This window comes from Lacrimispora amygdalina (genome assembly GCF_900205965.1).
In the GTDB taxonomy this organism is placed as follows: domain Bacteria; phylum Bacillota; class Clostridia; order Lachnospirales; family Lachnospiraceae; genus Lacrimispora; species Lacrimispora amygdalina_A.
In genome coordinates, this window is record NZ_OAOF01000008.1 from 62165 (window position 1) to 86832 (window position 24668).

20 protein-coding genes are annotated in these 24668 nt (G+C 42.6%); 16 read left to right on the forward strand and 4 right to left on the reverse strand.

The genetic code is table 11. The features are described 5' to 3' along the window. Positions 1 to 160 precede the first annotated feature (160 nt). On the reverse strand, positions 161 to 1030 hold the full coding sequence (locus CRO04_RS12500) for a MurR/RpiR family transcriptional regulator (RefSeq protein ID WP_097004584.1): 870 nt from the start codon (positions 1028 to 1030) through the stop codon (positions 161 to 163). Between the two features lie 271 nt (positions 1031 to 1301). On the opposite strand from CRO04_RS12500, the gene CRO04_RS12505 reads away from it, so the two are divergent. From CRO04_RS12505 to dagF, 6 genes are read left to right on the forward strand one after another with little or no spacing between them, the layout of a single operon-like run. Next, entirely contained in the window at positions 1302 to 1718 is a 417-nt protein-coding gene (locus CRO04_RS12505) for a PTS sugar transporter subunit IIA (RefSeq protein WP_097004585.1), read from the forward strand. Position 1719: 1 nt separating this feature from the next. Then, a complete protein-coding gene (locus CRO04_RS12510) occupies positions 1720 to 2211 on the forward strand; it encodes a PTS system mannose/fructose/N-acetylgalactosamine-transporter subunit IIB (protein WP_097004586.1) in 492 nt (163 codons plus the stop codon). 12 nt (positions 2212 to 2223) lie between these two features. Next, the gene (locus tag CRO04_RS12515) at positions 2224 to 2973 is read left to right on the forward strand and encodes a PTS mannose/fructose/sorbose/N-acetylgalactosamine transporter subunit IIC (RefSeq protein WP_097004587.1); all 750 of its coding nucleotides are present in this window, start codon (positions 2224 to 2226) and stop codon (positions 2971 to 2973) included. 1 nt (position 2974) lies between these two features. Further along, a complete protein-coding gene (locus CRO04_RS12520; protein WP_097004588.1) occupies positions 2975 to 3802 on the forward strand; it encodes a PTS system mannose/fructose/sorbose family transporter subunit IID in 828 nt (275 codons plus the stop codon). 18 nt (positions 3803 to 3820) lie between these two features. Then, on the forward strand, positions 3821 to 4951 hold the full coding sequence (locus CRO04_RS12525) for a DgaE family pyridoxal phosphate-dependent ammonia lyase (RefSeq protein WP_097004589.1): 1131 nt from the start codon (positions 3821 to 3823) through the stop codon (positions 4949 to 4951). 3 nt (positions 4952 to 4954) lie between these two features. Further along, positions 4955 to 5689 (forward strand): 2-dehydro-3-deoxy-phosphogluconate aldolase, encoded by a 735-nt coding sequence (dagF, locus tag CRO04_RS12530; RefSeq protein WP_097004590.1) that lies wholly within the window; start codon positions 4955 to 4957, stop codon positions 5687 to 5689. 48 nt (positions 5690 to 5737) lie between these two features. On the opposite strand, the gene CRO04_RS12535 is transcribed toward dagF, so the two are convergent. Then, a complete protein-coding gene (locus CRO04_RS12535; RefSeq protein WP_097004591.1) occupies positions 5738 to 6478 on the reverse strand; it encodes a response regulator transcription factor in 741 nt (246 codons plus the stop codon). Then, positions 6475 to 8319, reverse strand: coding sequence for a sensor histidine kinase (locus CRO04_RS12540; protein WP_097004592.1), 1845 nt, complete (start codon positions 8317 to 8319; stop codon positions 6475 to 6477). The genes CRO04_RS12535 and CRO04_RS12540 overlap by 4 nt, the downstream gene beginning before the upstream one ends. 148 nt (positions 8320 to 8467) lie before the next feature. Here CRO04_RS12540 and CRO04_RS12545 point away from each other — a divergent pair, with 148 nt between their 5' ends. The 4 genes from CRO04_RS12545 to CRO04_RS12560 are packed head-to-tail and all read left to right on the forward strand — an operon-like array spanning position 8468 to position 14013. Then, a complete protein-coding gene (locus CRO04_RS12545) occupies positions 8468 to 9826 on the forward strand; it encodes an ABC transporter substrate-binding protein (protein ID WP_242974466.1) in 1359 nt (452 codons plus the stop codon). 35 nt (positions 9827 to 9861) lie between these two features. Further along, entirely contained in the window at positions 9862 to 10740 is an 879-nt protein-coding gene (locus CRO04_RS12550; protein ID WP_097004593.1) for a carbohydrate ABC transporter permease, read from the forward strand. Next, a complete protein-coding gene (locus tag CRO04_RS12555; RefSeq protein ID WP_097004594.1) occupies positions 10740 to 11567 on the forward strand; it encodes a carbohydrate ABC transporter permease in 828 nt (275 codons plus the stop codon). Before CRO04_RS12550 ends, CRO04_RS12555 begins: the two co-directional genes overlap by 1 nt. A 4-nt stretch (positions 11568 to 11571) precedes the next feature. Further along, a complete protein-coding gene (locus CRO04_RS12560) occupies positions 11572 to 14013 on the forward strand; it encodes a TIM-barrel domain-containing protein (protein ID WP_097004595.1) in 2442 nt (813 codons plus the stop codon). Between the two features lie 57 nt (positions 14014 to 14070). Here CRO04_RS12560 and CRO04_RS12565 read toward each other — a convergent pair whose 3' ends face one another. Then, the gene (locus CRO04_RS12565) at positions 14071 to 14829 is read right to left on the reverse strand and encodes an SAM-dependent methyltransferase (protein ID WP_097004596.1); all 759 of its coding nucleotides are present in this window, start codon (positions 14827 to 14829) and stop codon (positions 14071 to 14073) included. A 336-nt stretch (positions 14830 to 15165) separates the two neighbouring features. On the opposite strand from CRO04_RS12565, the gene licT reads away from it, so the two are divergent. From licT to CRO04_RS12595, 6 genes are all read left to right on the forward strand, one after another. Then, positions 15166 to 16005, forward strand: coding sequence for a BglG family transcription antiterminator LicT (gene licT / locus CRO04_RS12570; protein ID WP_097004597.1), 840 nt, complete (start codon positions 15166 to 15168; stop codon positions 16003 to 16005). 190 nt (positions 16006 to 16195) lie between these two features. Beyond that, on the forward strand, positions 16196 to 18067 hold the full coding sequence (locus CRO04_RS12575; protein ID WP_097004598.1) for a beta-glucoside-specific PTS transporter subunit IIABC: 1872 nt from the start codon (positions 16196 to 16198) through the stop codon (positions 18065 to 18067). 18 nt (positions 18068 to 18085) lie between these two features. Continuing rightward, positions 18086 to 19525 carry a glycoside hydrolase family 1 protein gene (locus tag CRO04_RS12580; RefSeq protein ID WP_097004599.1) on the forward strand — a complete coding sequence of 480 codons (1440 nt, stop codon included), beginning with the start codon at positions 18086 to 18088 and terminating at the stop codon, positions 19523 to 19525. Positions 19526 to 19546: 21 nt separating this feature from the next. Continuing rightward, complete coding sequence (locus tag CRO04_RS12585) at positions 19547 to 21289, forward strand: carboxylesterase family protein (RefSeq protein ID WP_097004600.1); 1743 nt, start codon at positions 19547 to 19549, stop codon at positions 21287 to 21289. A gap of 190 nt (positions 21290 to 21479) precedes the next feature. Continuing rightward, the gene (locus CRO04_RS12590) at positions 21480 to 23105 is read left to right on the forward strand and encodes a response regulator transcription factor (protein WP_097004601.1); all 1626 of its coding nucleotides are present in this window, start codon (positions 21480 to 21482) and stop codon (positions 23103 to 23105) included. Beyond that, positions 23089 to 24531 carry a sensor histidine kinase gene (locus CRO04_RS12595; protein ID WP_166432550.1) on the forward strand — a complete coding sequence of 481 codons (1443 nt, stop codon included), beginning with the start codon at positions 23089 to 23091 and terminating at the stop codon, positions 24529 to 24531. The genes CRO04_RS12590 and CRO04_RS12595 overlap by 17 nt, the downstream gene beginning before the upstream one ends. Positions 24532 to 24668 lie beyond the last annotated feature (137 nt).

Sequence of the window (24668 nt, forward strand, 5' to 3'; positions counted from 1 at the left end):
CTGAACAAGTTTATTCATGACCCGGCAAAACATTTCCCATGTTCAGCCGGTTGCTCATGCTCCTTTCCTTAGAAATGTCCGTATTTGAAAGATATGTACAAAATCGCCCTTGTTTTTTCGGAAATCGTAAAAACAAGGGCGATTTATAATGTGCAATGTACTAGAGGAGATCCATAAATTTTTGCAGCCCGTCTCTGGTGTCGTCGCTGTTTAATCTCGAATAAGATGCAGCTTTTTGAAAGAATTGAAATGATTTTACATCCTCCGTCAGAAAATTATGAAACAGCATATCGAAAAGTACCAGTATGAGGATTTCCCTGGTTATAATATTGCTGCTAAGAAGCAGGTCAGTTTTTGGTATCAGCAGGATAATGCTGGCATAGGGAGAACACAGGGACTTTTCATAATTGGTTATGAGCAGAATATCGCTGCCGTTTTTTTTGAAATCAGCCAGTATGGAAGCCAGCTGCTTATGATTACCGGAGAGAGAGAGCGTGATAAAGAGATCACTCTCCTGAGAGAGACTCTGATATAACTTGAGTGTATCATAGTTGGTAAGTGCCTGTACGGTAAGACCCAGAGTCATAAATTTGTGAGTAATAATCTCTGCAGTATTCTGATTAAAGTTGAGCCCAATAATAAAGATTCGCCTTGCTTTTAACATCAGCTCTCTGGTATGGTTAATGTCTGATGGGTTGGTTAGATGAAACAGGCTGTCTAAGAGCATCTTGTAGTCATTGAGCAGAGCCGAATAATCAGAGTGATTGACAGAAGAAGAACTTTTATCTATTTCCTTCTGCATGGTATATTTTAATTCATTTAATCCGGAGTATCCTACTTTCTGGGCAAAACGGATAATGCTGGCATCGGAAGTTCCGATCTCCTTTGCCAGCTCCTGGGCACTGAGTTCAATGAATTTCATTGTGAATTTTTTAATGTATTGTACGATTTTCCAATCCGTTTTGGTGAACTGGTTGGACATGCCGTCAATACGGGCCATTAAAGTAAACAGTTCATAGTTTTCTTCCATTTAAGGTATATTCTTCCTTTCAATCTTTCCAAATTGGAAAGCCGTATTGTAATTTTTGTAGCGTTTATGTAGTGAATTTCAAAGTAAGTATATCATATTTCTAATTTAAAATACAATATTCCTTGATTAAAAAAGTTATAATTACAGAAAAAGTAGTAAAATACATAAATTTATTGTGAAAATAATATAAGTACAATATTGACATAAAAAATGTAGTATGCTACAATTCGAATTACAAAGGGAATAAAAATGTTAAATAAGGAGGTACGATATGGAGAAACCGCAGATTTTGCTCTTAACTCACGGGGGCTGGGGAAAGGCGCTGACGGAAAGTCTGAAAATGATTATGGGAAGCGTTGATTTTGTTCATGAGATTCCTCTTCTTCCTGAGGTTACGTTTGCAGAATATTATGCAATGGTGGATGAATATGCAGCCGGTATGCCGGAAAAGTCCCTGATTTTTACCGATGTATTTGGCGGGACAACCACCAATGCAGGTGCTAAAATCGGACGGGAGCGGAATATTAAGGTGGTTTCAGGACTGAATGCACCACTCATGATTGAGGCCTGTACCCAGATCCAGTACACCGGGGATTGCAACTTTGATGTGGTTTTGCAGCAGGGGCAGTCATCAATTATTGATGTGATCAGTGAGGTCACAAAGTCAATGGGAAAGAAGGAGAGTTAAAATGGCAGAAATTGTATTATGCAGAATTGACAGCAGGCTGATTCACGGACAGGTTATGACCAAATGGGTGAATCAGTCAAAAGCCAACCGGATTGTTGTAGTTAGCGACAGTCTCGCTGCGGATGAATTTATGCTGGAGATCTACTTAATGTCTGCACCTGCAGGGGTTAAGGTAGAATGTTTAAGCAGGGCAGATGCAGTAAAGAATTGGAATGAAGACCAGTTTGGCACCGGCCGGGTACTTTTACTGCTTCCGGATTTAGAAAGCATGAAGGAAGTATACGATGGAGGAATTAAGGTCACTGATCTTCAGGTAGGAGGGCTTGGGGGAGCTCCTAACCGTAAAGTGGTATTTCAAAATATCACTTTAGATGATGCAGATGTGGAAAAGTTGATTTCGTTACAGGAGGCAGGAGTAAAGATTATCTTCCAGACAATTCCGGAAGATGTACCGCAGGATTTTCACACCATCTTAAAAAAATACAATAACTAAGGAGAGTATGCTATGAGTGTGTTGATGTTAGCTGTATGTATGGGGTTCTATTACTGGTTCTGTCGTTTAAGATTTGGTTATACCTTTTCTTCTATGCTTCTTCAGCCGGTTGTCATTGGTGTTTTTGTAGGACTTCTGACGGGAAATATGCCTTTGGCCATGAAGATTGGTGCAGGACTTCAGCTGGTTTACTTAGGGGTTACATCTACTCCCGGCGGCAATGTGCCAAGTGATCCTGCTCTTGCAGGATGCATTGCAATTCCTCTTGGAGTAATGTCCAATATGACTCCTGAGGTTGCCATTGCTCTGGCAATTCCATTTGGAGTAATTGGAGTATTTGTGGATCAATTAAGAAGAAGTACCAATGCAGTCTGGGTTCATATGGCAGACCGCTATGCGGAAAAAGCGGATACAAAAGGGATTTTACGGGCAGCGTTTCTTTACCCGGCTATCGCAGGACTGGTAATCCGTTTTCCAATCGTATTTGCAATTGACTTTTTTGGTGTAACAGCAGTGGAGAAGCTGATCGCGGTTCTTCCTCAGTGGCTGATGCATTCCTTTGAAATCATGGGAGGAATTCTTCCGGCTCTCGGTTTTGCAATTACCTTATCCGTTATTGGAAAGAAGTCACTGATACCGTTCTTTATAACAGGATTTTTCGCAGTTATGTACTTAAAACTTGATACAATGGCTGTAGCAATTTTTGCAACCTGCGTTGCATTGCTGTTAGGTTTATTCCAGATAAAGGAGGAGGCGATTTAAGATGGGAGAGCAGACACAGGTAAAAAAACTGAATAAAAAAGATATTACCAAATCCATGTGGATTTATTATGCCGGCGCAGAACTTTCCAATTCCTACGAGCGTCTGCAGAGTCTTGTATTCTGTGCGTCTATGACGCCGGTTTTAAAGAAGCTGTATGATACAGATGAGGAACTGAGTGCAGCCTTAAAACGCCATCTGGTTTTCTTTAACACGGAAGGAATCTTCGGCGCCATCATTCAGGGAATCGCCATTTCCATGGAAGAACAAAAGGCCAATGGAGAGAATGTAACTGATGAAGCAATCACCGGCATTAAAACCGGGCTCATGGGACCGATTGCAGGAATGGGAGATGCGATTGTGTGGGCAGCCATCATGCCGATCATTATTTCTATCTTTCTTCCTTTTGCAAGTAACGGTTCTGCACTGGGAGGCATTATGCCGCTGATCCTGTATCCGGCCATTACTATTGCGATTGCTTACTGGCTGATTCATAATGGCTACACATTAGGTAAAAAATCAGTGGTGTCACTGCTTCACGGCGGAAAGATGAAATCAATTATTTTCACTGCCAATGTGATCGGACTTACCATGATGGGGGCATTATCCGCCAGCTATGTTACTATATCCACGCCGCTGAAGTTTGGTTTTTCCAGCGGAACACAGATTGTGGTACAGGACATACTGAATACGGTAGCGCCAGGTCTTCTTCCCCTCGCAGCCGTGTTCATCATCTACTATTATCTTAGAAAAAAAGGACCGTATTATAACAGAATTCTGCTTACAGTCGTGGCAGTATCTGTCATCACTTCTCTGCTTGGAATTCTTTAAAGGTCTTAAGGAGTAATCATGGAAAATATATACAGTAAAAGCGGTCTGCAGGCCGTGATTAATGCCTCCGGAAGAATGACAAAGCTGGGTGTTTCCACCATATCGAAAGGTGTGGGGGAAACACTGGTGGAGGCAGCAGGCAACTATGTGGTAATTGACGATCTCTATGTTTATGCAGGCAGAAGGATTGGGGAGCTTATTGGAACCGCAGATGCCTGTGTTACATCCAGTGCCTCAGCAGGAATTGCACTGGCAGTTGCTTCTTTAATCTGCGGAGGAAACTTACAGAAAGTAAAACACCTTTATGACCTTCTTCCTTCTGTTTCTAAAAGGGAAATAATACTTTTAAAAGGGCAGAACGTTGATTTTGGCGCTCCGGTCGCAGAGATGGTACAGATTGCAGGAGGGAAAATCGTAGAGGCCGGATATGCTAACGGGGCGTCTGTTGAAGATATTGAACAGGCAGTAACAAAGGATACGCTGGCAATACTGTTTGTAAAATCCCATCACTGCGTTCAGAAGGAGATGCCAGATGCAGGGTCAGTCATTGAGCTGGCAGGACGTCTGGGAATTCCGTGTATCGTGGATGCGGCGGCAGAAGAAGATTTAAAAATCTATGCGGCCATGGGTGCAGATTTTGTATGCTACAGCGGAGCAAAGGCCATTGAAGGGCCAACCAGCGGTTTTGTTGCCTGCAAGACAAGAGAATTGGCAGACAACATGAGGCTGCAGTACAAAGGCATCGGCAGAGCCATGAAGGTAGGAAAAGAGTGCACCATGGGACTTGTAACGGCAGTGGAGGAATATATTGCCGGGGGAAAGACAAGTCCTGTCTCCAAAGAAGAGCTGGAACGGTTTGCGGCCTGTGTAGGGGAGATACCCGGCTGCAAAACATCAATTATTAAGGATGAGGCAGGAAGAGAAATATTCCGCTGTAAAATTGATTTTAATCCCGAACGATACGGGATGAATGCAAAAGATGTGGTAAGAGAGCTGCAGCGGGGAGATGTAGCCATCTTTACCAGAGATTATCAGGCAAATGTAGGTTCCATCGCAATTGATCCCAGGCCTTTAAACAGTGAGAAAGAACTGGAAATCATTGAACAGAGGCTTAAAGAGATTCACAAATCAGCAAATGGAGGGAAATAAAGGATGGAAGGATTGAATTTTTATAAAGGAAGAGTCTGCTTAAACTGCCTGACAAATTCCATTGACAATGCTAAGGCAATTTATGAGGCTGCAAAGGGTCATGTTGCAGTTGGTATTTTGTCGGCAAATTATCCCGATGCCGAACATGCAGCGGAGGATATGAAACGATATCAGGAAGCGGTGGATAATAATATTTCCGTTGGTCTGGGTGCAGGAAATCCCGGACAGTGGAAAGCGGTTGCAGATATATCCGGACAGATTAAGCCGAAGCACATCAACCAGACCTTTACGGCAGGCGGATATACCAGAGCCAAAACGGGAGAGGGACCATTTTTAAATTCTATGGTTGCTCCTTGTGGTAAAGTGGGTTATGTTAAAATCTCAACCGGTCCGCTCTGTAAGGACATGGAGCCTGCAATCGTTCCGGTTAAAACTGCAATTACCATGGCAAAGGAGCAGGGGGCTGATTCCTTAAAGTATTTTCCTATGGGCGGACTGAAGGTGAAAGAGGAGTATGAGGCGGTTGCCGCAGCCTGTGCAGAGAGCGGATTCGGACTGGAGCCAACCGGAGGGATAGATCTTGATAATTTTTCCGAAATCCTGAAGATTGCGGTTGATGCAGGCGTGGAACATATCATTCCTCACGTATATTCTTCAATTATTGATAAAGAAACGGGAGCTACAAGAATTGAGGACGTTAAGAAACTTTATGATATGATATGTGAAATTTTAGATTAAAATAGGGCTGTTTTCCTGTCTGTGGGGCAGGGAAACAGCCTTTTTTTATTATTCATTTCTATATTCACTGGGACTGATGCCATAAACATGCTTAAAGGTTTTGCTGAAATGGAATTGATCAAGATAACCTGTAAGCTGGCTTATATCAGCTATGGATAATTCGGGATTTCTCAAAAGCTGTCTTGCAATGTTAAGTCTGTAGTTTCTCAAATATTTGGATGGCGTAATATCCGTGTATTTGAAAAATATTTTGCTTAGATAGGGCACCGAAAATCCGAATTCAGAGGACAGTGTGGTAAAATCAATCTGAGTCTGATAGTTTTTGTGGATATATTCCTTTATTAGTTCGACAATTTCTTTTGCTCTGTTTGAGGAGTGAAGAAGAGTGGCCGAATCAAAACGGTCCTGGGTCGCCAGGAGTTTTGTTTCCAGTGCAGCCAGAGTCTTTTCCAATTCATCATAGTTTACAGGTTTCAGCAGATAATTGCTTACATCATACTGGAGAGCTTCCTTTGCGTATTCAAAATCCGTGTAACCGCTGATGATAACGCACAGTATAAAGGGGTACTTTTCATGAATATTCCTGACCAGCTCAAGTCCATCCATCTCCGGCATTCGAATATCAGTGAAAATCACATTGGGCAGATGCTCTTTAACCATATTCAGTCCCTTAAGTCCGTTAGCGGCAATGGCAGTCACCTCAAAGGCGGGATTTAGCTGCTCAATTCTTCTGGCTATATTCCTGGCGATTAAGGCTTCGTCTTCTACAATTAAAACAGAGTATTTCAAGAAATCATACCTCCTATTACAACGATAGCACCATGAGGCACATTGTTGCTCAGCTTAAATATATGGTTGCCCCGGTATAGAATTTTAAACCGGATATAGATATTCATCAGCCCCATACCGTCTATTTCCAGATTGGGCAGAACGCCGTTTTTCTCTATGAGATCTATCTGGATTTTCAGATTTTCCAGGTCTTCATTGGAAAAGCCAGGACCGTTATCCCGGATCTGCAGCTCCCAGTAGGTGCTTGTCATAATACCCAGTATTTTCACATTCCATGGCGGGCTCGACCTAGTGGAGTATTTGATGGCATTCTCCACGATCAGCTGAAGACAGAGCTTTGGAAGACGGACCTGATGCATTTTTTCCGGAATGTCAATCTCAAACTGAAGAGATTCACAGTATCTCACCTTCATGCATTCCAGGTAATCACGGGTATGGTTAAGCTCATCCGTTAACAGAACCATCTGCTCGCTGTCAGAGGAGATGTAACGCAGGATTCTGGAAATGGTCTGACACATGAGGATGATCTCGCTGTTCATGTTTTCATCGGCCATGGCCTGAATGGTTGCCAGAGAGTTATAAAGAAAATGGGGGTTCATCTGAGCCTGAAGTGCCAGCATTCTGGACTGCATGTCACTGTTTTGAAGCTGCAGCTCCCGTTCCATTGATTTTCTTGCCTGCCTTTGCATTTTAAGTAAAGCCTGGTATAGGGTATTCACCTCTGTAATTTCAATTTCTATATCTTCAAATTCTGCCGTATTTTTTCCTTCTCCAGTGAGCTGGAATGCCCGCACCTGATGATAGATCTTATAGAGGGGAGTGGCAATTCTTCGAGAGATCAGATAGGAGATCATAATGGTTATAAGCATAACGAAAAACAGAAGAATTAAGGCAGTAATCAGATATTGATGAACCGGCTGCATCAGCATACGGTTATCGATTACAAGTGCTGTGGTAAATCCGGTATAGTCAGATGAGGAAAAGATCAGGTATTTGTTTTCCTGCTTTAAAAAGACCGGGTCAGATCCGGAGCCTTTTGAGGGAGTACCCTTGTGTGCCTGGATCACTTTATAATAGTTTGCAGATGCATTGAGATCTCCGGTATGATAGATGATTTTACCTTCAGGGTTAAAGATGTAAACACGTTCTTTATACGGACTGCTGAAGGTATTTACTGTACCTGAGATACTTTTAAAGGATTTTTTAACCTCTACAATTCCCTGTGGTATATTAAGAGGGCTGTAATACATGCGGCAGAGGGAGACGAAAAAGTTATCACCGGAATAGGAGTAAAAGCGGCCCAGGGTATCGTCTTTATCGCAGTAAATAAATTTCTTTCCCTTTGCCTGTATCACCTGGCTGTACCAGTCTTTATCCGTCACCCGCTCCTTTGATGTGGTATTATCAAGTCCTACGCCGAATTTTCCGAAATCAAGGGAATAGAGATAGGTCTGGTCAGCCGGTGAATTGGGGCCGATCATAGCAATAATAAGGTCAAACAGGATCTTGGTATTATTGATGTTTTCATAGATTTCGTCGGAGCTTAGGGCATTGTCCTGGTAATTAATGTAGACCCCGAATTTTTCTTTAATGAGGTTGGAGTAAATAATATTCTGGGATACGGTATCCAGATCATGGATAACGGAATCAAAACTGCCCATGATCATGGCAGCGTTATTTTGAAGGGAGGAAAAGGCATTTACTTTTATTTTTCCGGTTTCATTGATAACGGTGTGGGCTGTAAATGACAGAATGACCGTTATGAACAGAGCTGTATAGGGAAGAAAAAGTGTTGTCATTATGCTCTTCTTTTTTGCTCTTTTTGTTGTAAATACCGCCATTTTACACCTTCTTCTTTGTGGATTCTGCCTTGTGGTTAAAAATATACATGAAAACCATTCAAAATGTTCATTCAAAAATGTATATAATACACTATATAATACAGATAACATGATAAAAGTCAACAATAAATTTTGGGGAGGTATTTTTATGAAGTTAAAAAAACTAGCTGCATTAAGTCTTGCTCTGGCCGCAGTCCTTGCATTTTCCGGCTGTACGAAAGAGGAGAATGTTCCGCAGAAAAGTACAGCGGCGGGGGAAAGCTCATCGGCAGAGGCCAAGACCTCAGAAGCATCGGAAAAAAGCAGTGTGACGCTATCCTTTATGGCAAGTCAGGACTGGATTCAGGATGCAGAAATTGAGCTGTCTAAAAAATTTACGGAAGAAACCGGAATTAAGGTTGATTATCAGATCATACCTTCCGACCAGTATGTAAATCTTCTGATGACAAAATTAAACACTGGGGAGTGTACGGACATTTTTGGGGCACAGAGCGGTAAATTTGATATTAAGGCTCAGATTAATGTGGAGAAAAATGCCGTTGATCTGACAAAAACCTCTTGGGGCAGTCAGGTGGAGCCATTGGTTGCGGATCAGCTTTCCGTAGATGGAAAACTGTATGGCCAGCCAATTCAGGACGTATCATCTGTCTGGGCAATTGGCTATAACAAACAGATTTTTAAAAAGCTCAATCTTGAAATACCAAAGGATTATGAAAGCTTTAAAAAGGTCTGCGATACAATTAAGACCGCAGGAATCACGCCCATCTATGAGTGTGTGTCAGATGGCTGGCATCATACACTCTGGCTTCCGGAAACCGGAGTTCAGGCAGAGACAAAGGACCCTGGCATTGTTGATAAATGGAACAACAATGAAGCTGCCTTTTTAGGGAATGAAACCTTAATGACGATTTTAAATCAGATGAATGACATGGTTGCAGAAGGCTACTGGGGAGAAGACTATATGTCTAATACCTACGCAGATTCTGCTAAAAACATAGCATCAGGCCAATATGCAATGACAATTGCAAATCAGGGTTTTGGAGTGGAAGTAAATAAGGTTAATCCTGAAATTGCAGTAGATGACATTGGTTATTTTATAATTCCGCTGGCTGACAACCAGACATTAAACGTAAATCCGGCAGGCCCTGCAAGATTCATATTCAGCGGGTCTAAGCACGCAGCAGAAGCACAGCAGTATTTAGAGTTCTTGGCCAGGGAAGAAAATCTTAAGTACCTCACTGAAAATGTAGGCAAGTTCAATAAACTGCCCTTTAACAATGCGCCCAGCATGTATACGGAAACGATACAGGATTTTTACAACCGGTATGACAAGAAAGGGACTGTAATTCAGACAGCTGTAAAATATGTAAATCCTCAATGGAGTGAAATGGGAGCCAACTTATCTGCCATGATCGTGGGGGAAATGACTCCGAAGGAAGTGCTGGCATCTATTGATGAAGTCAGAGCCCAGCAGGCAAAGGCAGCAGGAGATCAGGCCTGGAAATGACAGCTTGGAAGATCAGTTGAAAGAGAGTGTATATTATGAATAGAAAAAAGATATATCCTACATGGTTTGCGGCTGGAGCATTGCTCTTATATACAGTGTTATTCGTCCTTCCGGGAGTGATTGGAATCGGCTATTCCTTTACGGACTGGTCATCTTATTCAGACCAGCTGAAGTTTGTGGGGCTGGAGAATTTTAAGACTGTATTCTCAGCCGATGGAAATTATTTAAAAATCATGAAAAACACTCTGGTATTCACTCTTGGAACAACTGTAATAAAAAATTTACTGGGGCTTGCGCTTGCAGTTCTGCTTACAAAGTCCATCCGCTTACTGAATTTTCACCGGGGAGTCATGTTTATGCCTTCTGTGCTTTCTACCCTGATCCTTGGTATGATCTTCACCTCCATACTGAATCCGTCAACCGGGTTATTAAACACTTTTCTCCGTGGAATCGGGCTTGGTGTTCTTGCAAAGCCCTGGCTTACCAGTCCGGCGTTTGCTTTCAAATCTGTGATGGCTGTGGATATCTGGAGAGGGACCGGTTATATCATGACTATCCTGATTGCAGGAATCCTGTCAATATCATCGGATTATTATGAGGCCTGCAGCATTGACGGGGCTTCTGGCTGGCAGAAGTTCCGCTTTATCACGCTGCCGCTGCTTCTGCCCACCCTGGCGACAACCACTGTTTTAAATGTAATATACGGGCTGAAGGTCTTTGACATGATATATGCTTTAACAAACGGAGGTCCGGGAAGGGCGACAACGGAGGTACTTTATACGGCAGTATTTAAAAAATTCGGTACTGGTCAATATGCTATTGGTACGGCTCTTTCCTCCGTTATGTTTTTATTCATGGTGTTTATTGGATTTTTTATGATCCGCCTGATGACGAAAGACGAGGTGCAGGAATAATGAAAGCAAATAAGAAAGCCGCCGCTGCTGCAGTAAATGCAGCGGCGTGGCTCATAACAGCAATCTGTCTCGTTCCCATGCTGCTGATATTGTTAAATTCCTTGAAAGACAGTCTTGGGGCTTCGGAAATGAATTTAGGGTTTCCGGCACTTCCCATTCAGTGGAGCAATTTTCTTGTAGTAATTGAAAAGGGAAAGCTCCTTACATCGTTTATGAACAGCTGTATCTATTCTGTTTTAAGCGTTTTACTTTGTACCATACTTGCCTCCATGGCTTCTTATGTATTTTCAAGAAACAGATCAAAATGGAATCGTTTTCTGTATTTGTATATGGTGCTTGGAATTACCATGCCGGTTAATTATGTGGCATTGACAAAAGTGATGATGTTACTTAAACTAAATAATACAAGGCTGGGTATCGTCCTTTTGTATACGGCTATGCAGCTGCCGTTTTCGGTATTTCTGATACATGGTTTTGTGGCAAAGCTTCCGGCAGAGCTTGATGAAGCAGCAGTCATCGATGGCTGCTCTCCGGTCAGATTGTTTGTTTCCGTAATTCTTCCGCTGCTGAAGCCTGCCGTTGCCACGGTAATTGTGCTGACCTTTTTAAATACCTGGAATGAATTCGTTTCTCCGCTGTATTTTTTAAGCAGTTCTTCGAAATGGCCGATGACCTTATCCGTATATAATTTTTTTGGTATGTATTTTAAAGACTGGAATCTGGTATGTGCAGATATTTTGCTGACCAGCCTTCCGGTAATCCTGGTGTATCTGCTGGGACAGAAATATATTGTATCCGGCATGACCGCCGGAGCGGTGAAAGGATAGCGTTATGTCAGATAATAGTAGCAGACAGGTTGTCATAGAGTTGGGGGAACTAAACCTGGCTTACAGAGCAGTCACATCAAATATCATCCATTGCAGCTGCAGCAAAGACGGAAAGAAACCGTTAACATCCCCTCTGGGAATTGATCCGAAGGAGCAGGGGAATCTGGAGTGCAGGAATACGCAGGCAGCACATTATTTTGGAAATGAAAGGTTGAATGCAGAGGTTGACATAAGGTCTGGAGCAGTGCGCTGGACTCATGGAGAATCAGGAAGGCTGCTGTTTGAAGAAGGGGGAAGGGAACTGGAGGAGATACCGGTCTATCATTATAGTGCAAATACGGAGAACCTGGATGTACAGCGGGTGAAAACGGTAGACGGAGAACGGAATTTTATAAAGAATCTGGACCGCCAAAAGGTAAGGACTGCTTACCGGGGAAAACTGTATTTTAACTGGCAGGAGAGCGAACGGATTCATGGATTGGGGCAGGGCGAGGAAGGAATCTATAATTATAGAGGAACGACCCAGTATCTGTATCAGCATAACATGAGAACTCCGATGCCGGTTATAATTTCAGACCGTGGATATGGGATATTGTTCGACTGCGGTTCGCTGATGACGTTCAATGATGATTCCCGGGGTTCTTATGTGAATTTTGATACGGTGGATCAGCTTTCCTACTATATTATACAGGGAGATAATCTGGATGAAATAATTTCAGGCGTCAGAAGGCTGACTGGTCATGCTCCCATGCTGCCCAAATGGTCTTTTGGGTATATTCAGTCAAAGGAGGCTTATCATACCCAGGAAGAACTCCTCAGTGTGGTAAATGAATACAGGAAGAGGGAGATTCCAATTGACGGGATTGTGCAGGACTGGAATACCTGGGAGCAAGGAAAATGGGGGAATAAGATACTGGATAAGTCCCGTTATCCGGATTTTACCGCAGCAGTAAGGGAGCTGCACAGGAAACATACTCACATAATGGTATCCGTATGGCCCAATATGAGCTCTGAGGGAGAAAATTATGAGGAGTTTTTAAGTAAAAACCTGCTGTTAAATGATTGTTCCACTTATGATGCATTTAATCCGGAAGCTAGAGAGGTATATTGGAAACAGCTTGAACAGGAACTTTTTTCGGCGGGTGTGGATGCGTGGTGGTGCGATTCCACAGAGCCGTTTTCCGGGCCTGACTGGAAGGGAAGCTATAAAAGGGAGCCGTGGGAAAGGTATTTACTTGTGGGAGAAGAACATAAGAAATACTTAGATCCCGGAACAGCTAATTTATATGGTGCGGTTCATGCCAGAGGAATCTATGAGAATCAGAGAAAACGTTGCGGGAATAAGCGGGTCTTAAATTTAACCCGCTCCGGCTATGCAGGTTCTCAGGCATATGGTACGGTTCTCTGGTCAGGTGATATCTGCGCAACCTGGGAAACGTTACAAAGGCAGATCCGGGAAGGCTTGAATTTCTGCATGAGTGGGCACCCTTACTGGACTCTGGATGCAGGCGGTTTCTTTGTCGTTAAGGACAACTGGAAGAAACGTGGCTGCGGCTGCCAGAATGATCCGGAACCCAAATGGTTCTGGCAGGGGGGCTTTGAGCTGGGGACAGAAGATGCAGCTTACCGGGAGCTTTATGTAAGATGGCTTCAGTTTTGCGCTTTTCTTCCCATGTTCCGCTCCCATGGAACCGATACCCCAAGAGAAATCTGGAACTTCGGAGAGCCTGGTACCATGTTTTATGATGCAATTGAGCAATGCATTCGTATGAGATACCGGCTTTTACCATATACCTATTCGCTGGCAGGAAAGGTGATGCTGCATGATTATACCATGTTCCGCAGCCTGCTGTTTGATTTTCCGTATGACGAGACTGCCTGTGAATTGGGTTCCCAGTTCATGTATGGGGACTCCCTGCTGGTTTGCCCTGTAACAGAACCAATGTATTATGAGCCGGAAAACTGCAGCTTAGAAACAAAGAAGCAATGGAACTGCTATCTCCCCTCTGGTTTTTGCTGGTATGATTTTCATACAGGCGAAAAATACAAAGGCGGACAGTGGATAACAGTGAATGCAGCTATTGACCGGATACCTGTATTTGTGCGGGAAGGCGCAATTATTCCCATGGAGCAGGGACTTCAATATACCCAAGAAGCTGTTAATACCCCATTTGAATTCCACATATATGAAGGAAAAGATGGATTTTTTGAATTGTACGAGGATGCAGGAGATGGATACGAATATGAAAGCGGAAAGTATAACATGATTCCGGTTTCATGGAATAATACAGAAAAAGAGCTGAGTATCGGTGAAAGCAGTCATGTATTTTCCCAGTCTATAACCAGACGTACCTGTGTAATATATACTGCCTCCGGAAGAACTAAGACATTTTCTTATAATGGAAAAGCGTTGAAAATAAAACTTGAAGGTGCGGAACAGGAATAATGATAATCGGAGAAATGTACCAGTGGCAGAGGTGCATTCCTCCGGTTTTTAACAGTTTTATCGTTTGACTGAATACACCATCAGCTGAAGCTCTTTTGGGGTTTCTGGTTTTCCGTAATAGTTGGAATAAGTCTCTTTAATCACCATGTTTCTTTGCTTAAAAATCACATCCAGTTCCTTACGGGAATAAAGCCGGATGGGGTCACCAAAAATAATTTCAGGTTTGACTAAAGGATCACCGTAAGGGAGGGTTTTACCGCCGTAAAGCATGATCTTCTTTTTGCTGTTCCACTCAAACAGGGAGAGGGAAAGGGTAGTTTCTCCTGCTTCCCAGCCGGTTGCCGGAAAATGTGATTCTGCATATTCTGCATTGCATACATCCATAAAATGTTTTCCCCCAGGCTTTAATGCACTTGCTATTACATCAAATATCTTTAAGTTCTCTTTATCGTTTTCCAGATAACCAATCGCGCCGTCTGCCAGATTTAACACAGCATCAAATTCCTGATTAAATTTAAGATCACGGATATCTGAAAGAATAAACCGGGCGCTTAACCCCTCTGCCTTTGCCGTATTTTCAGCATCAGTAATATAGTCTCTGGTAATGTCGGCGCCCACAACTTCAAATCCTCTTCTGGCCAGCTCCAGACTATGTCTTCCGAATCCGCAGGCCAGATCCAGAATCCTCTGGTTTTTTCTTAAGTCCAGTGCTTTAATAATAAAGTCTGTCTGGTGTCTGGTATCCTCCACCCAGGATTGGTTCTTAATATCAAGGCTCCACATCGTTTTATACCAGTCTGATTCTTTTGCTATCATTTTCGTATCCTCCAATTATTGATTGCCGGCATCATTTATTTTAAACGAATTAAACAAAAAACAGTAGACTTGAATTGAAAAATATGGTATGATTGATAATAGAGTGCGACCATGTGCAAAGTACTTATTTTGTGCAAATTCGACAAAAACACAGTATATGTTTATAGGATTTGTATATAGATCTCCATAGATTTACATGGTATACTGTTCTTAGAAAATAGATGTGTAGTTTGTGACTGGTAAAGCAGGCAAGATCTACAGGGTTGATATCACATGTTAGCGGAATGTGATAAGTGGTCCTTGTAGCTTGTCTATTTTTTTTATCTGAAGGGGCTTATGAAGATAGAGAAGGTTCTGAATAATAATATGGTATTAACTTATAATACTGAAGGAAAAGAAATCATACTGAAAGGGAAATCCATCGGTTTTGGTAAGAAAAAAGGCGATGAGGTGGACCACAAACTGGTAGAGCGGGTCTTTATTCAGAATGATAAGCGTGATGCCCGTCATTTTGAAGAATATTTTGCCAAGCTTCCTCAGGAATACTGGGAGATCAGCGAGCAGACTGCTGATTTTGCCAAGAATGAGTTTGGAATGCAGCTGGATACCAGGATTATACTGACAATTTGTGATCATATTGCAGGTGCAGTTGAGCGTTACAAAGAAGGAGTTATTCTTCGTAATGCCATGCTCTGGGAAGGCAAACGGTTTTATCCCAATGAATTTAAGGTTGGTCAGTATGCAGTTGATTTAATCCGGAGAAGACTTAATATTTCCATGGAAGAGGATGAAGCCATGTTTCTCGCGTTCCACTTTGTCTATGGTCAGAACAACAGACAGGAATCTGACAATCTGGAATTAATTACGGGAATTATCCGGGATATTGTGGATATTGTTGAAGCTGCTTATCAGGTAAAACTAAATACGGAAACCTGGGATTACCGGCGTTTCGTAACTCACATTCGTTTTTTTGCACAGCGCATGCTGCAGAACAAGCAGTATGAATCCACAGATGATGAATGGTATCAGCTTCTAAAAAATAAATACCGCAAATCATACAACTGCATTGTTAAAATTGCGGATTATATTCATGACCGGTACTATTATGAGATGGACCGGGAAGAGATGATGTATCTGATGATTCACATAGAAAAAGTAACGAGAGAACTGATTTAAAACAGAGAGTTGGGATTGTTACCGGACCGGAAGGTCTGGGCAGGACCCTGCACATAAGCAACTGCTGGTATAGAAGAGCAGCCTGCTTTTGGCAGGGTCTTTTTTATATTTTTATAGAATGATAAGGTGCCTTTACTGTATACCTTTTCAGATAAATTGAAAAATAGCCTTATAAAAGGAGGAAAAATTTATGGCATTAAATTATGCAAAAACCGCTGAGACAATTTTAGAAAAAGTCGGCGGAGAAAAAAATGTATCAGGTCTGACACATTGCATGACACGTCTGCGATTTGTTTTGAAAGATTCAGCAGTTCCCAAGGATGCGGAAGTGGAGAAGATTCCGGGTGTCATCCGGGTAATACGCCAGGGCGGACAATATCAGGTGGTAATTGGAAATGAAGTCAGCAATGTTTACAAAGAACTGTTAAAGCTGGGTCGTTTTGAAGAGAGCACGGGTACATCTACCAGCAATTCAAAAGAAAACTTATTCTCACGGCTTTCCGGATTCATTGCGGGCTGTATGACACCACTTCTTCCTGCCATGCTTGGCTGTGGTATGATTAAGGTAGTTCTGACACTTCTTACTACGTTTAGTTTGATTGATAAAACAGGCAGCACTTATGTGATTTTAAATGCAGCAGGAGATGCATTCTTCTACTATATGCCTATACTGCTTGCCATGACAACGGCTAAGCGTCTGGGTTCCAATATTTACCTAGCCATGGTAGTAGCGGCGTTAATGATTCATCCAGACATTACAGGACTTTTGGGACAGGGAAATACCACCTATTTCGGACTGCCGGTAACAGCAGCCACTTATTCCTCATCTGTACTTCCGGTATTGCTGATTGTACCGCTTATGGGTTATGTGGAGCGATTTGCAGATAAAGTCTGCCCAAGCCTGGTCAAAGTATTTATGAAGCCTTTACTTGTCATTTTTATTACCATACCGATTGCTCTCATTGTAGTTGGACCAATCGGAAGTATTCTTGGAAATTACCTTGCTTCTGGTATTAATTTATTATACGGTAAGGCAGGCTGGCTTGCAATTATGCTGCTATCTGCAGGTATGCCGTTTATCGTAATGACAGGTATGCATTATGCATTAATTCCCATTGCATTAACCGGTCTTACAAATATGGGATTTGATGCAATTTTAATTATTACCATGTTCTGCTCCAACTTAGCACAGGGTGGTGCGTCGTTAGCAGTTGCAGTAAGAACAAAAGACAAAGATGCAAGATCTACAGCATCTGCTTCCGGTGTTTCTGCAATCATAGCCGGTGTAACAGAACCTGCTATGTATGGTGTTACATTAAAATATAAGACTCCGATGATTGCTGCTGTAATCGGCGCTGGTGCTTCCGGTTTTTACGCAGGTATCATGCATCTGGTAGCTTATTCCATGGGAGGATCTCCATCCGGATTATCTTTAATCCAGATGCTCGGCGGAACAGGATTTGGGAACTTATTAAACGGTGTTGTAGCTCTTGTTATATCACTGGTAGTGTCCTTTGTTATGACCTTAGTTCTTTATAAACCGGAAGTAAAGGAAGAATCACCAGAAGAAAGCGTCGAAGTGCCTGTTCAGGAAAAGAGAACACTGGTAGAAACCATTGAACTGGTAAGCCCTTTAAGCGGAGATATAATTCCGTTGAGTCAGGTAGAGGATGCGGTATTTGCCGGTGGAGTTTTAGGAGAAGGTCTGGCAATCATACCTTCTGAAGGAAAAGTATATGCTCCTGCTGATGGGATCATCAGTGCCGTTGTTGATTCAAAGCATGCAGTAGGAATTACCACAGATACAGGCGTTGAAATTCTGATTCATGTAGGCCTTGATACCGTTCAGCTGGGAGGGGAAGGGTTCATACTTCACTGCAAGGCTGGAGACAAAGTAAAAAAAGGCAGTCTGCTGCTGGAATTTGATATGAATAAAATTAAAGAAGCTGGTTTCCCGGTTACAACTCCGGTTCTGGTATCCAATATGACAAACTTTGTAAGCCTGAAGACCACCGATAAAAAACAGGTGAAAACAGGTGAAACTTTATTAACAATTGTCTAATAATGAAAGAGGTGTAAGATGTCTGTATTTTCTGATAACTTTTTGTGGGGAGGTGCAGTAGCAGCCAACCAGTGTGAGGGTGCCTGGGATGCAGATGGGAAGGGAATATCCGCTTCCGATGTATGTACCGGAGGTTCCCATATAAGATCCAAGCGGATTACAAGGACTCTGGAGCCTGACACCTTCTACCCTAGCCATGAAGCAATTGATTTTTATCATCATTATAAAGAAGATATTGCTCTGTTTGCAGAAATGGGATTTAAAGTATTTCGTTTTTCCATTGCCTGGACCAGGATTTTTCCTACAGGCATGGAGGAAACTCCAAACGAAGAGGGACTCGCTTTCTATGACCGTGTGATCGATGAATGCAGAAGCCATAATATTGAACCTCTCATTACCATTTCTCATTATGAGATGCCATTTGCACTTACAGAAAAATATAACGGCTGGTCATCCAGAGAATGTGTCGGTCTGTTTGTAAAATATGCGGTGACATTGTTTAAACGTTACAAAGGTAAGGTGAAGTACTGGCTGACATTCAATGAAATTAATGCCGGAACGATGCCTATGGGAGGTTTCCTTTCTCTTGGCATTTTAAATGAGGGGACCTCGGATTTCAACAATCAGGTTGATAATCCAAAGCTGCGCTATCAGGGTCTGCATCATCAGTTTGTTGCCAGCGCCCTGGCTGTGAAAGCTGGACATGAGATTGATCCTGATTGTAAAATCGGCTGTATGATCTGCCACATTACCACTTATCCAATGACCTGTAATCCCGATGATATTCTGGAGGCTCAAAAGAGAAATCAGATCTTAAACCAGTTTTGCGGCGATGTTCAGGTGCGTGGCGAGTATCCTAAATTCATGGATCGTTATTTCAAAGAAAATGAAATTGAAATCAAAATGGAATCAGGAGATTTAGAGATTATAAAGGAAGGCTGCGTGGATTATTATACCTTCAGTTACTATATGTCCAATTGCGCCTCTGCGGATCCGGACCTTGAAAAGACCTCCGGCAATTTAATGGGAGGAGCCAAAAACCCATACTTAGAATCAAGTGACTGGGGCTGGCAGATTGATCCAAAAGGTCTGCGTTATACATTAAATGAGCTTTATGGGCGATATCAGATTCCGCTCATGGTTGTAGAAAACGGTCTGGGTGCTTATGATAAGAAGGAAGAAGACGGAAGCATTCAGGATGATTACAGGATCAGTTATTTAAAGAAACACATTGAGCAGATGCGTGAGGCCGTTGCTGACGGGGTGGATTTAATGGGGTATACTCCATGGGGCTGCATTGATCTGGTCAGTGCTTCCACAGGAGAAATGGCGAAACGATACGGTTTCATCTATGTTGAAAAATACGATGACGGAACCGGAGATCTGTCAAGGAAGAAGAAAAAATCTTTTGAATGGTATAAGAAAGTAATTGAAACCAATGGAGAGGTATTAGAGTAATATAACAGGGGAGTTTTAAATATGAAAAAAAGAGGTTTGGCAGCAGGACTTATTTTAATGACAGCAGTTATGACAGCAGGCTGTGGAAATTCTGCAAAGACAGAAACAACAGCTGTTCAGACAATAGCTGATACGACTGCAGCGGATACAACCGCTGCTGCAGAGAGCACAAAAGCAGGGGGCGTAGTGGCTGCTACCACATACGGCCCGGTAAAAGGGGTTCAGAAAGGGGATATCCTGACCTGGTACGGAATTCCATACGGAAAGGCACCTGTGGGAGAATTAAGATGGAAGGCACCCATGGCTCCGGATACGTGGACAGAGGAATTAGACTGTACAGAAGAATCAGAACAGGCAATTCAGCTTTCGGGCACTGAAGTAAAAGGAAGTGAGGACTGTTTAAAGCTTAACGTCTATGCAAAAGAAGGAAGCAAAAATCTCCCTGTTCTGGTTTTTATCCATGGCGGAAACAACCAGACAGGGAAGGCAGGGGAAATCCCAGGGGCTGACCTGGTAAAAAATGATAACTGCGTTTATGTGTCAGTCGATTATCGTCTTGGTTTATTGGGATTTAACTGCCTTCCCGCTCTGACAGACGGGGATAAGGGAACTGGAAACTTTGCCATGCTTGACATTGCATATGCGCTTGACTGGGTGAAGGAAAACATAGAAGCATTTGGCGGTGATCCGGAGAATGTAACCATATCCGGTTTCTCAGCAGGCGGCCGTGATGTAATGGCCATGTTAATCAGCCCCCAGTTTAAAGGAAAATTCCAGAAAGCAATTGCATTCAGCGGAGGTATGACTACTGCACCGGAAGATTTAAGTGCAAAGAAGATTGCAAAAGCCATTGCTCCTCTTGCAGTTGAGGATAAGAAGGCAGCAGATGAAGAGGCCGCTTATCAGTGGCTGATGACAGACGCAGCTGATGTAAAGGAATATCTTACATCCATTTCGGCTAAGCGGCTGGCACCTCTTATGGGAAATGCGGCAATTCGTATGAGTGTATTCCCTCATCTCTATCAGGATGGGGTAGTAATTCCTGTAAATGGCTTTGATACGGCTGAATATAACAGCGTGCCTCTTATGATGCTGACCGGAAGCTCTGAATTCTCCCTGTTCTGTCTGGGAGACGGTTATTTTAAGAGCGATGATATGGCGGGATATTCTGAGGAAGAGATAAAAGCAGCTAAAGCATTTGCCAGTAAATACGGCAGTGATATATACCGGATCTTCAATGCACAGGAAAGCGCGGTGAAGATGTCTGAACACTATAGTTCTGATATTTATATCTGTCAGGTTAATTACGGAAGCGAACAGTCTTCTATCCGGGATTTAGGTGATTATGGTGCTTTCCATGGTATCTTTGTACCTATGCTTTCCACAAAGCATAATTATCTGGAATACTTCCCGGATGCATTTAATAAGGAAGGTTATCAGGCTATGGCAAAGCAGTATAACAGCTATCTTGCAAACTTTCTGAAATCGGGTAATCCCAATGGGGACGGACTGGCTGCATGGAGCAGCTGGACACCGGATAAAAAGGTCTCCATGGTATTTGATGCGACAGAAGATGAGGCAGTTGTAAAAGAAGCGGATGTTACAACTTCTTATCAGGACATCATGGCAGCTATGGATCAGGATACCAGCATTTCTCCTGAGTTAAAGGATAAAATGATAAAAAATGTTTTAAACGGACGTTGGTTCAGTAAGGCACTTGATGAGCATTACGGCAATCAGAGTCTTTGGAGTGACGTAGAATAAAAGTTTATAAAAGAGATTTATAATTCCTGTAAAACCGGGAGTTACGAATCTCTTTTTTTGTGGTAATATATGGAAAGAGGTACGTTTTTTTACGAATGAAAATAAAGCAGCGGAAATTATTCTCTTATAATTCCAGAGAGGATTTTATATAATCGAATCATAGAAATACGGCTGACAGGGGGGATCAGACATGGTTAAGATATTTCTTGCAGAGGATGAGAAGATCGTCCGTGAAGGAATTAAGAATGGCATTGCCTGGGAAAAATATGGGTTTGAATTTGCGGGGGAGGCACCGGATGGGGAACTGGCCTATCCGATGATATTAAAGTCAAAACCGGACATATTACTTACGGATATCCGTATGCCTTTTATGGATGGACTGGAACTGGCAGAGATGGCAAAACGGGCTTTGCCGGATATACATATCATGTTTTTCAGCGGATACGATGATTTTGAATACGCCAAGAGGGCCATTAAGATCGGAGCTGCGGATTATCTGTTAAAGCCGGTGAGCAGCAGCCAGCTTCTGGAAGCGCTGGAGCGCATGAGCGAAACCATTATGCAGGAGAAGAGCGAAAAGGGCTATAAGCAGGAATTTTTAAAGCAGCAGGAAGAAAGAAAGCAGATGGAGCGGGACCGGCTGTTTGATATTATTGTGTCGGGAAAACTGAATCTTCCTGAGCTGCTAAGAAAGGGACAGGAGCATAATCTGTCGTTATCTGCCCCTATGTACAATCTTATTTTGTTTCAGGCAAAGGGAGCGGAGAGCCAGGAGCTGTATTCGGATGAAAGTGTGCTTTTTGATAAAAGACTGAAGGAAGAACTGGAGGGAAGAGCGGATATCATCGGATTTAACCGTCTGTCAGAGGGGTATGGCTTTTTGATTATGGGGGAAGCATCTGACATGGAGCGGAAGATGACATATTATTCGAAGCTGCTGATACGGCTGGCAGAATCCTTTCCTGAGATGGAATATTTTGGAGGTACCGGAACGAGCGTCTGCAGACTCAGTGAGATTCGCACCTCATTTAAGGCGGCTAGCAGGGCGTATGCCTGCCGCTATATGCTGGACCGCAACCAGATTTTAACTGCAGAAGCGGCTGTACGGATTCATAATGATACGGAAAGCATCAGCTTAGAGGGAATAGATATTACAAAGCTTAGCCGTGATATTATACCTAACTTTTTAAAGAACGGATCGCTTCCTGAGGTGAAGTACTTTGTTGAGGAATATATGGAGGCCTGCGGTAATAATATCAACTCCCTGATATTCAGACAGTACATACTGATGGATGTGTATCTGGCTGTCATTGGGTTTGTATCTCAGCTGGGTTTTGAACCGGAGCAGGTTCTAAAGGAGTTTGGGGATGCCAAGACACTGCAGCCCTGTGTGAACTCCATGGAATCTGCAGTCAGGTATACCAGGGAGATTCTCGCGAAGGCGATCGGTTTTCGGACTACCTGTTCCCAGAAAAAGTACCGTCTGGTACTGGAAAAAGCGGTGGATTATATAGCGGCCCATTATCAGGATGAAGATATTTCCTTAAATGCGGTGGCATCGGCGGTGAATATCAGTCCAAATCATTTCAGCACCATATTCAGCCAGGAGATGGAAATCACATTTGTGGAGTATCTGACAAAGGTACGCATGGATTCCGCCAGGGAACTGCTTATGAATACGGATTTGAGGACTTCGGAGATCGGTTATCAGGTAGGGTATAAGGATCCCCATTATTTCAGCTATCTGTTTAAGAAGATTCATGGAATCACGCCGAAGGCATATCGTTCAGGGGGAGAAAATGAAGTACAAAAGTGATTCGATAAAAACAAAAATAAAAACCATGCAGGCAATCGTTTTCATCCCAGTCATTATTATGATTGGGATCTTGCTGTATACCATGGAATGGCAGAATAAGCAGTATCGCCAAAGCATACAGAACTTAACCATGGCAACGGAATTTAATTTTGATTTTAAATCCAATATTGATTATAAGATGTACCGGATCGTCATCGGAGCCGATACCTTTGAGTCCTTAAACCCCTATGAGGATCTGGAGAATTCCAGAAAGATTTTTCTTGAACTGAAAGATTCCACACCTCAGGAAACCAGTAAAAAAGGGCTGGATGGAATTGTTGTTCTGATTGGCATGCTGGAAAAGCGGATCAGGGATATTGAATCAAGCAATATTATCGGGGACTATGACAGGAATATGGAACGCCTTGACCAGGATATTTATGCGATTACCGATTTAATCCAGGAGTCCATGTCTGATTATATCTATAATGAGACAAAGACGCTGGAATCGGTGCGTCAGAAACTGGACTCCCAGACAAGGCAGGTGATTGCTCTTTGTATTGTGATTGCTTCGTATCTGATTGTATTTTTAATTGCCTCTTTCTCCTCTTTCGGGAAAAGAATAACGAAACCGATTGAGGCCTTGTGTGAATATACCATGAAGCTGGCGGACGGGAATTTAGAGGTCAGCGCACCAAAGAGCAACATACGTGAGATTAAGGTGCTGGGGGAACAGTATGACCAGATGGTAGTCCGGATCGGGGAACTGATCCGGCATATTAAAGAAGAGCAGGAGTTAAAGAGAAAGACGGAGCTGAAGCTGCTTCAGGCTCAGATCAATCCTCATTTTCTTTATAATACCTTAGATACCATTGTCTGGCTGGCTGAGGGAAAACAGCATCAGCAGGTTGTAGAGATGATTACCGCACTGTCTTCTTTCTTAAGAATTGGTTTGAACAATGGAAGGGATTTTATCACCATAAAAGAGGAAGCAGAACATATAAAAAGCTATCTTTTAATTCAGCATTTCCGTTATGAGGATATTATGGATTATGAAATTGATTTTGAGGAGCAGATCGGGGATTATTCCATATTAAAGCTTACTTTGCAGCCAATTGTGGAAAACGCACTCTATCATGGAATAAAAAATTGCAGAAAAAAGGGATTTTTACGAATCAGCGGAAGACAGAAAAATGGAGATATTCTTTTACGGGTGGAGGACAACGGCATCGGTATGAGACCGGAAGAGGTAAAGAAGATGGAGCATCAGATTGCCGGAGGAAGCAAAGAAGATGCTCATGAAGGGGAAGGCTTTGGAATTGCTAATGTGGCAGAGAGGATACGGTTGAATTTTGGTAATGCTTACGGGCTTACGGTTGAAAGCATGTACGGAGCAGGAACGGCTGTTACGGTGAGAATTCCGGCAGTGCAGCGGGAAAATAAATAAAAAAATCAACTTTTATCCGAAAAAAATCAACTAAATTTTGGAAAATACAAAAATGACGTAAAAAACTTAACCCTTTGCAAAAGATATTGCATTGAGAAATCGGAGGGCTGGGTCTATGATACATGTAGTTACTTTAA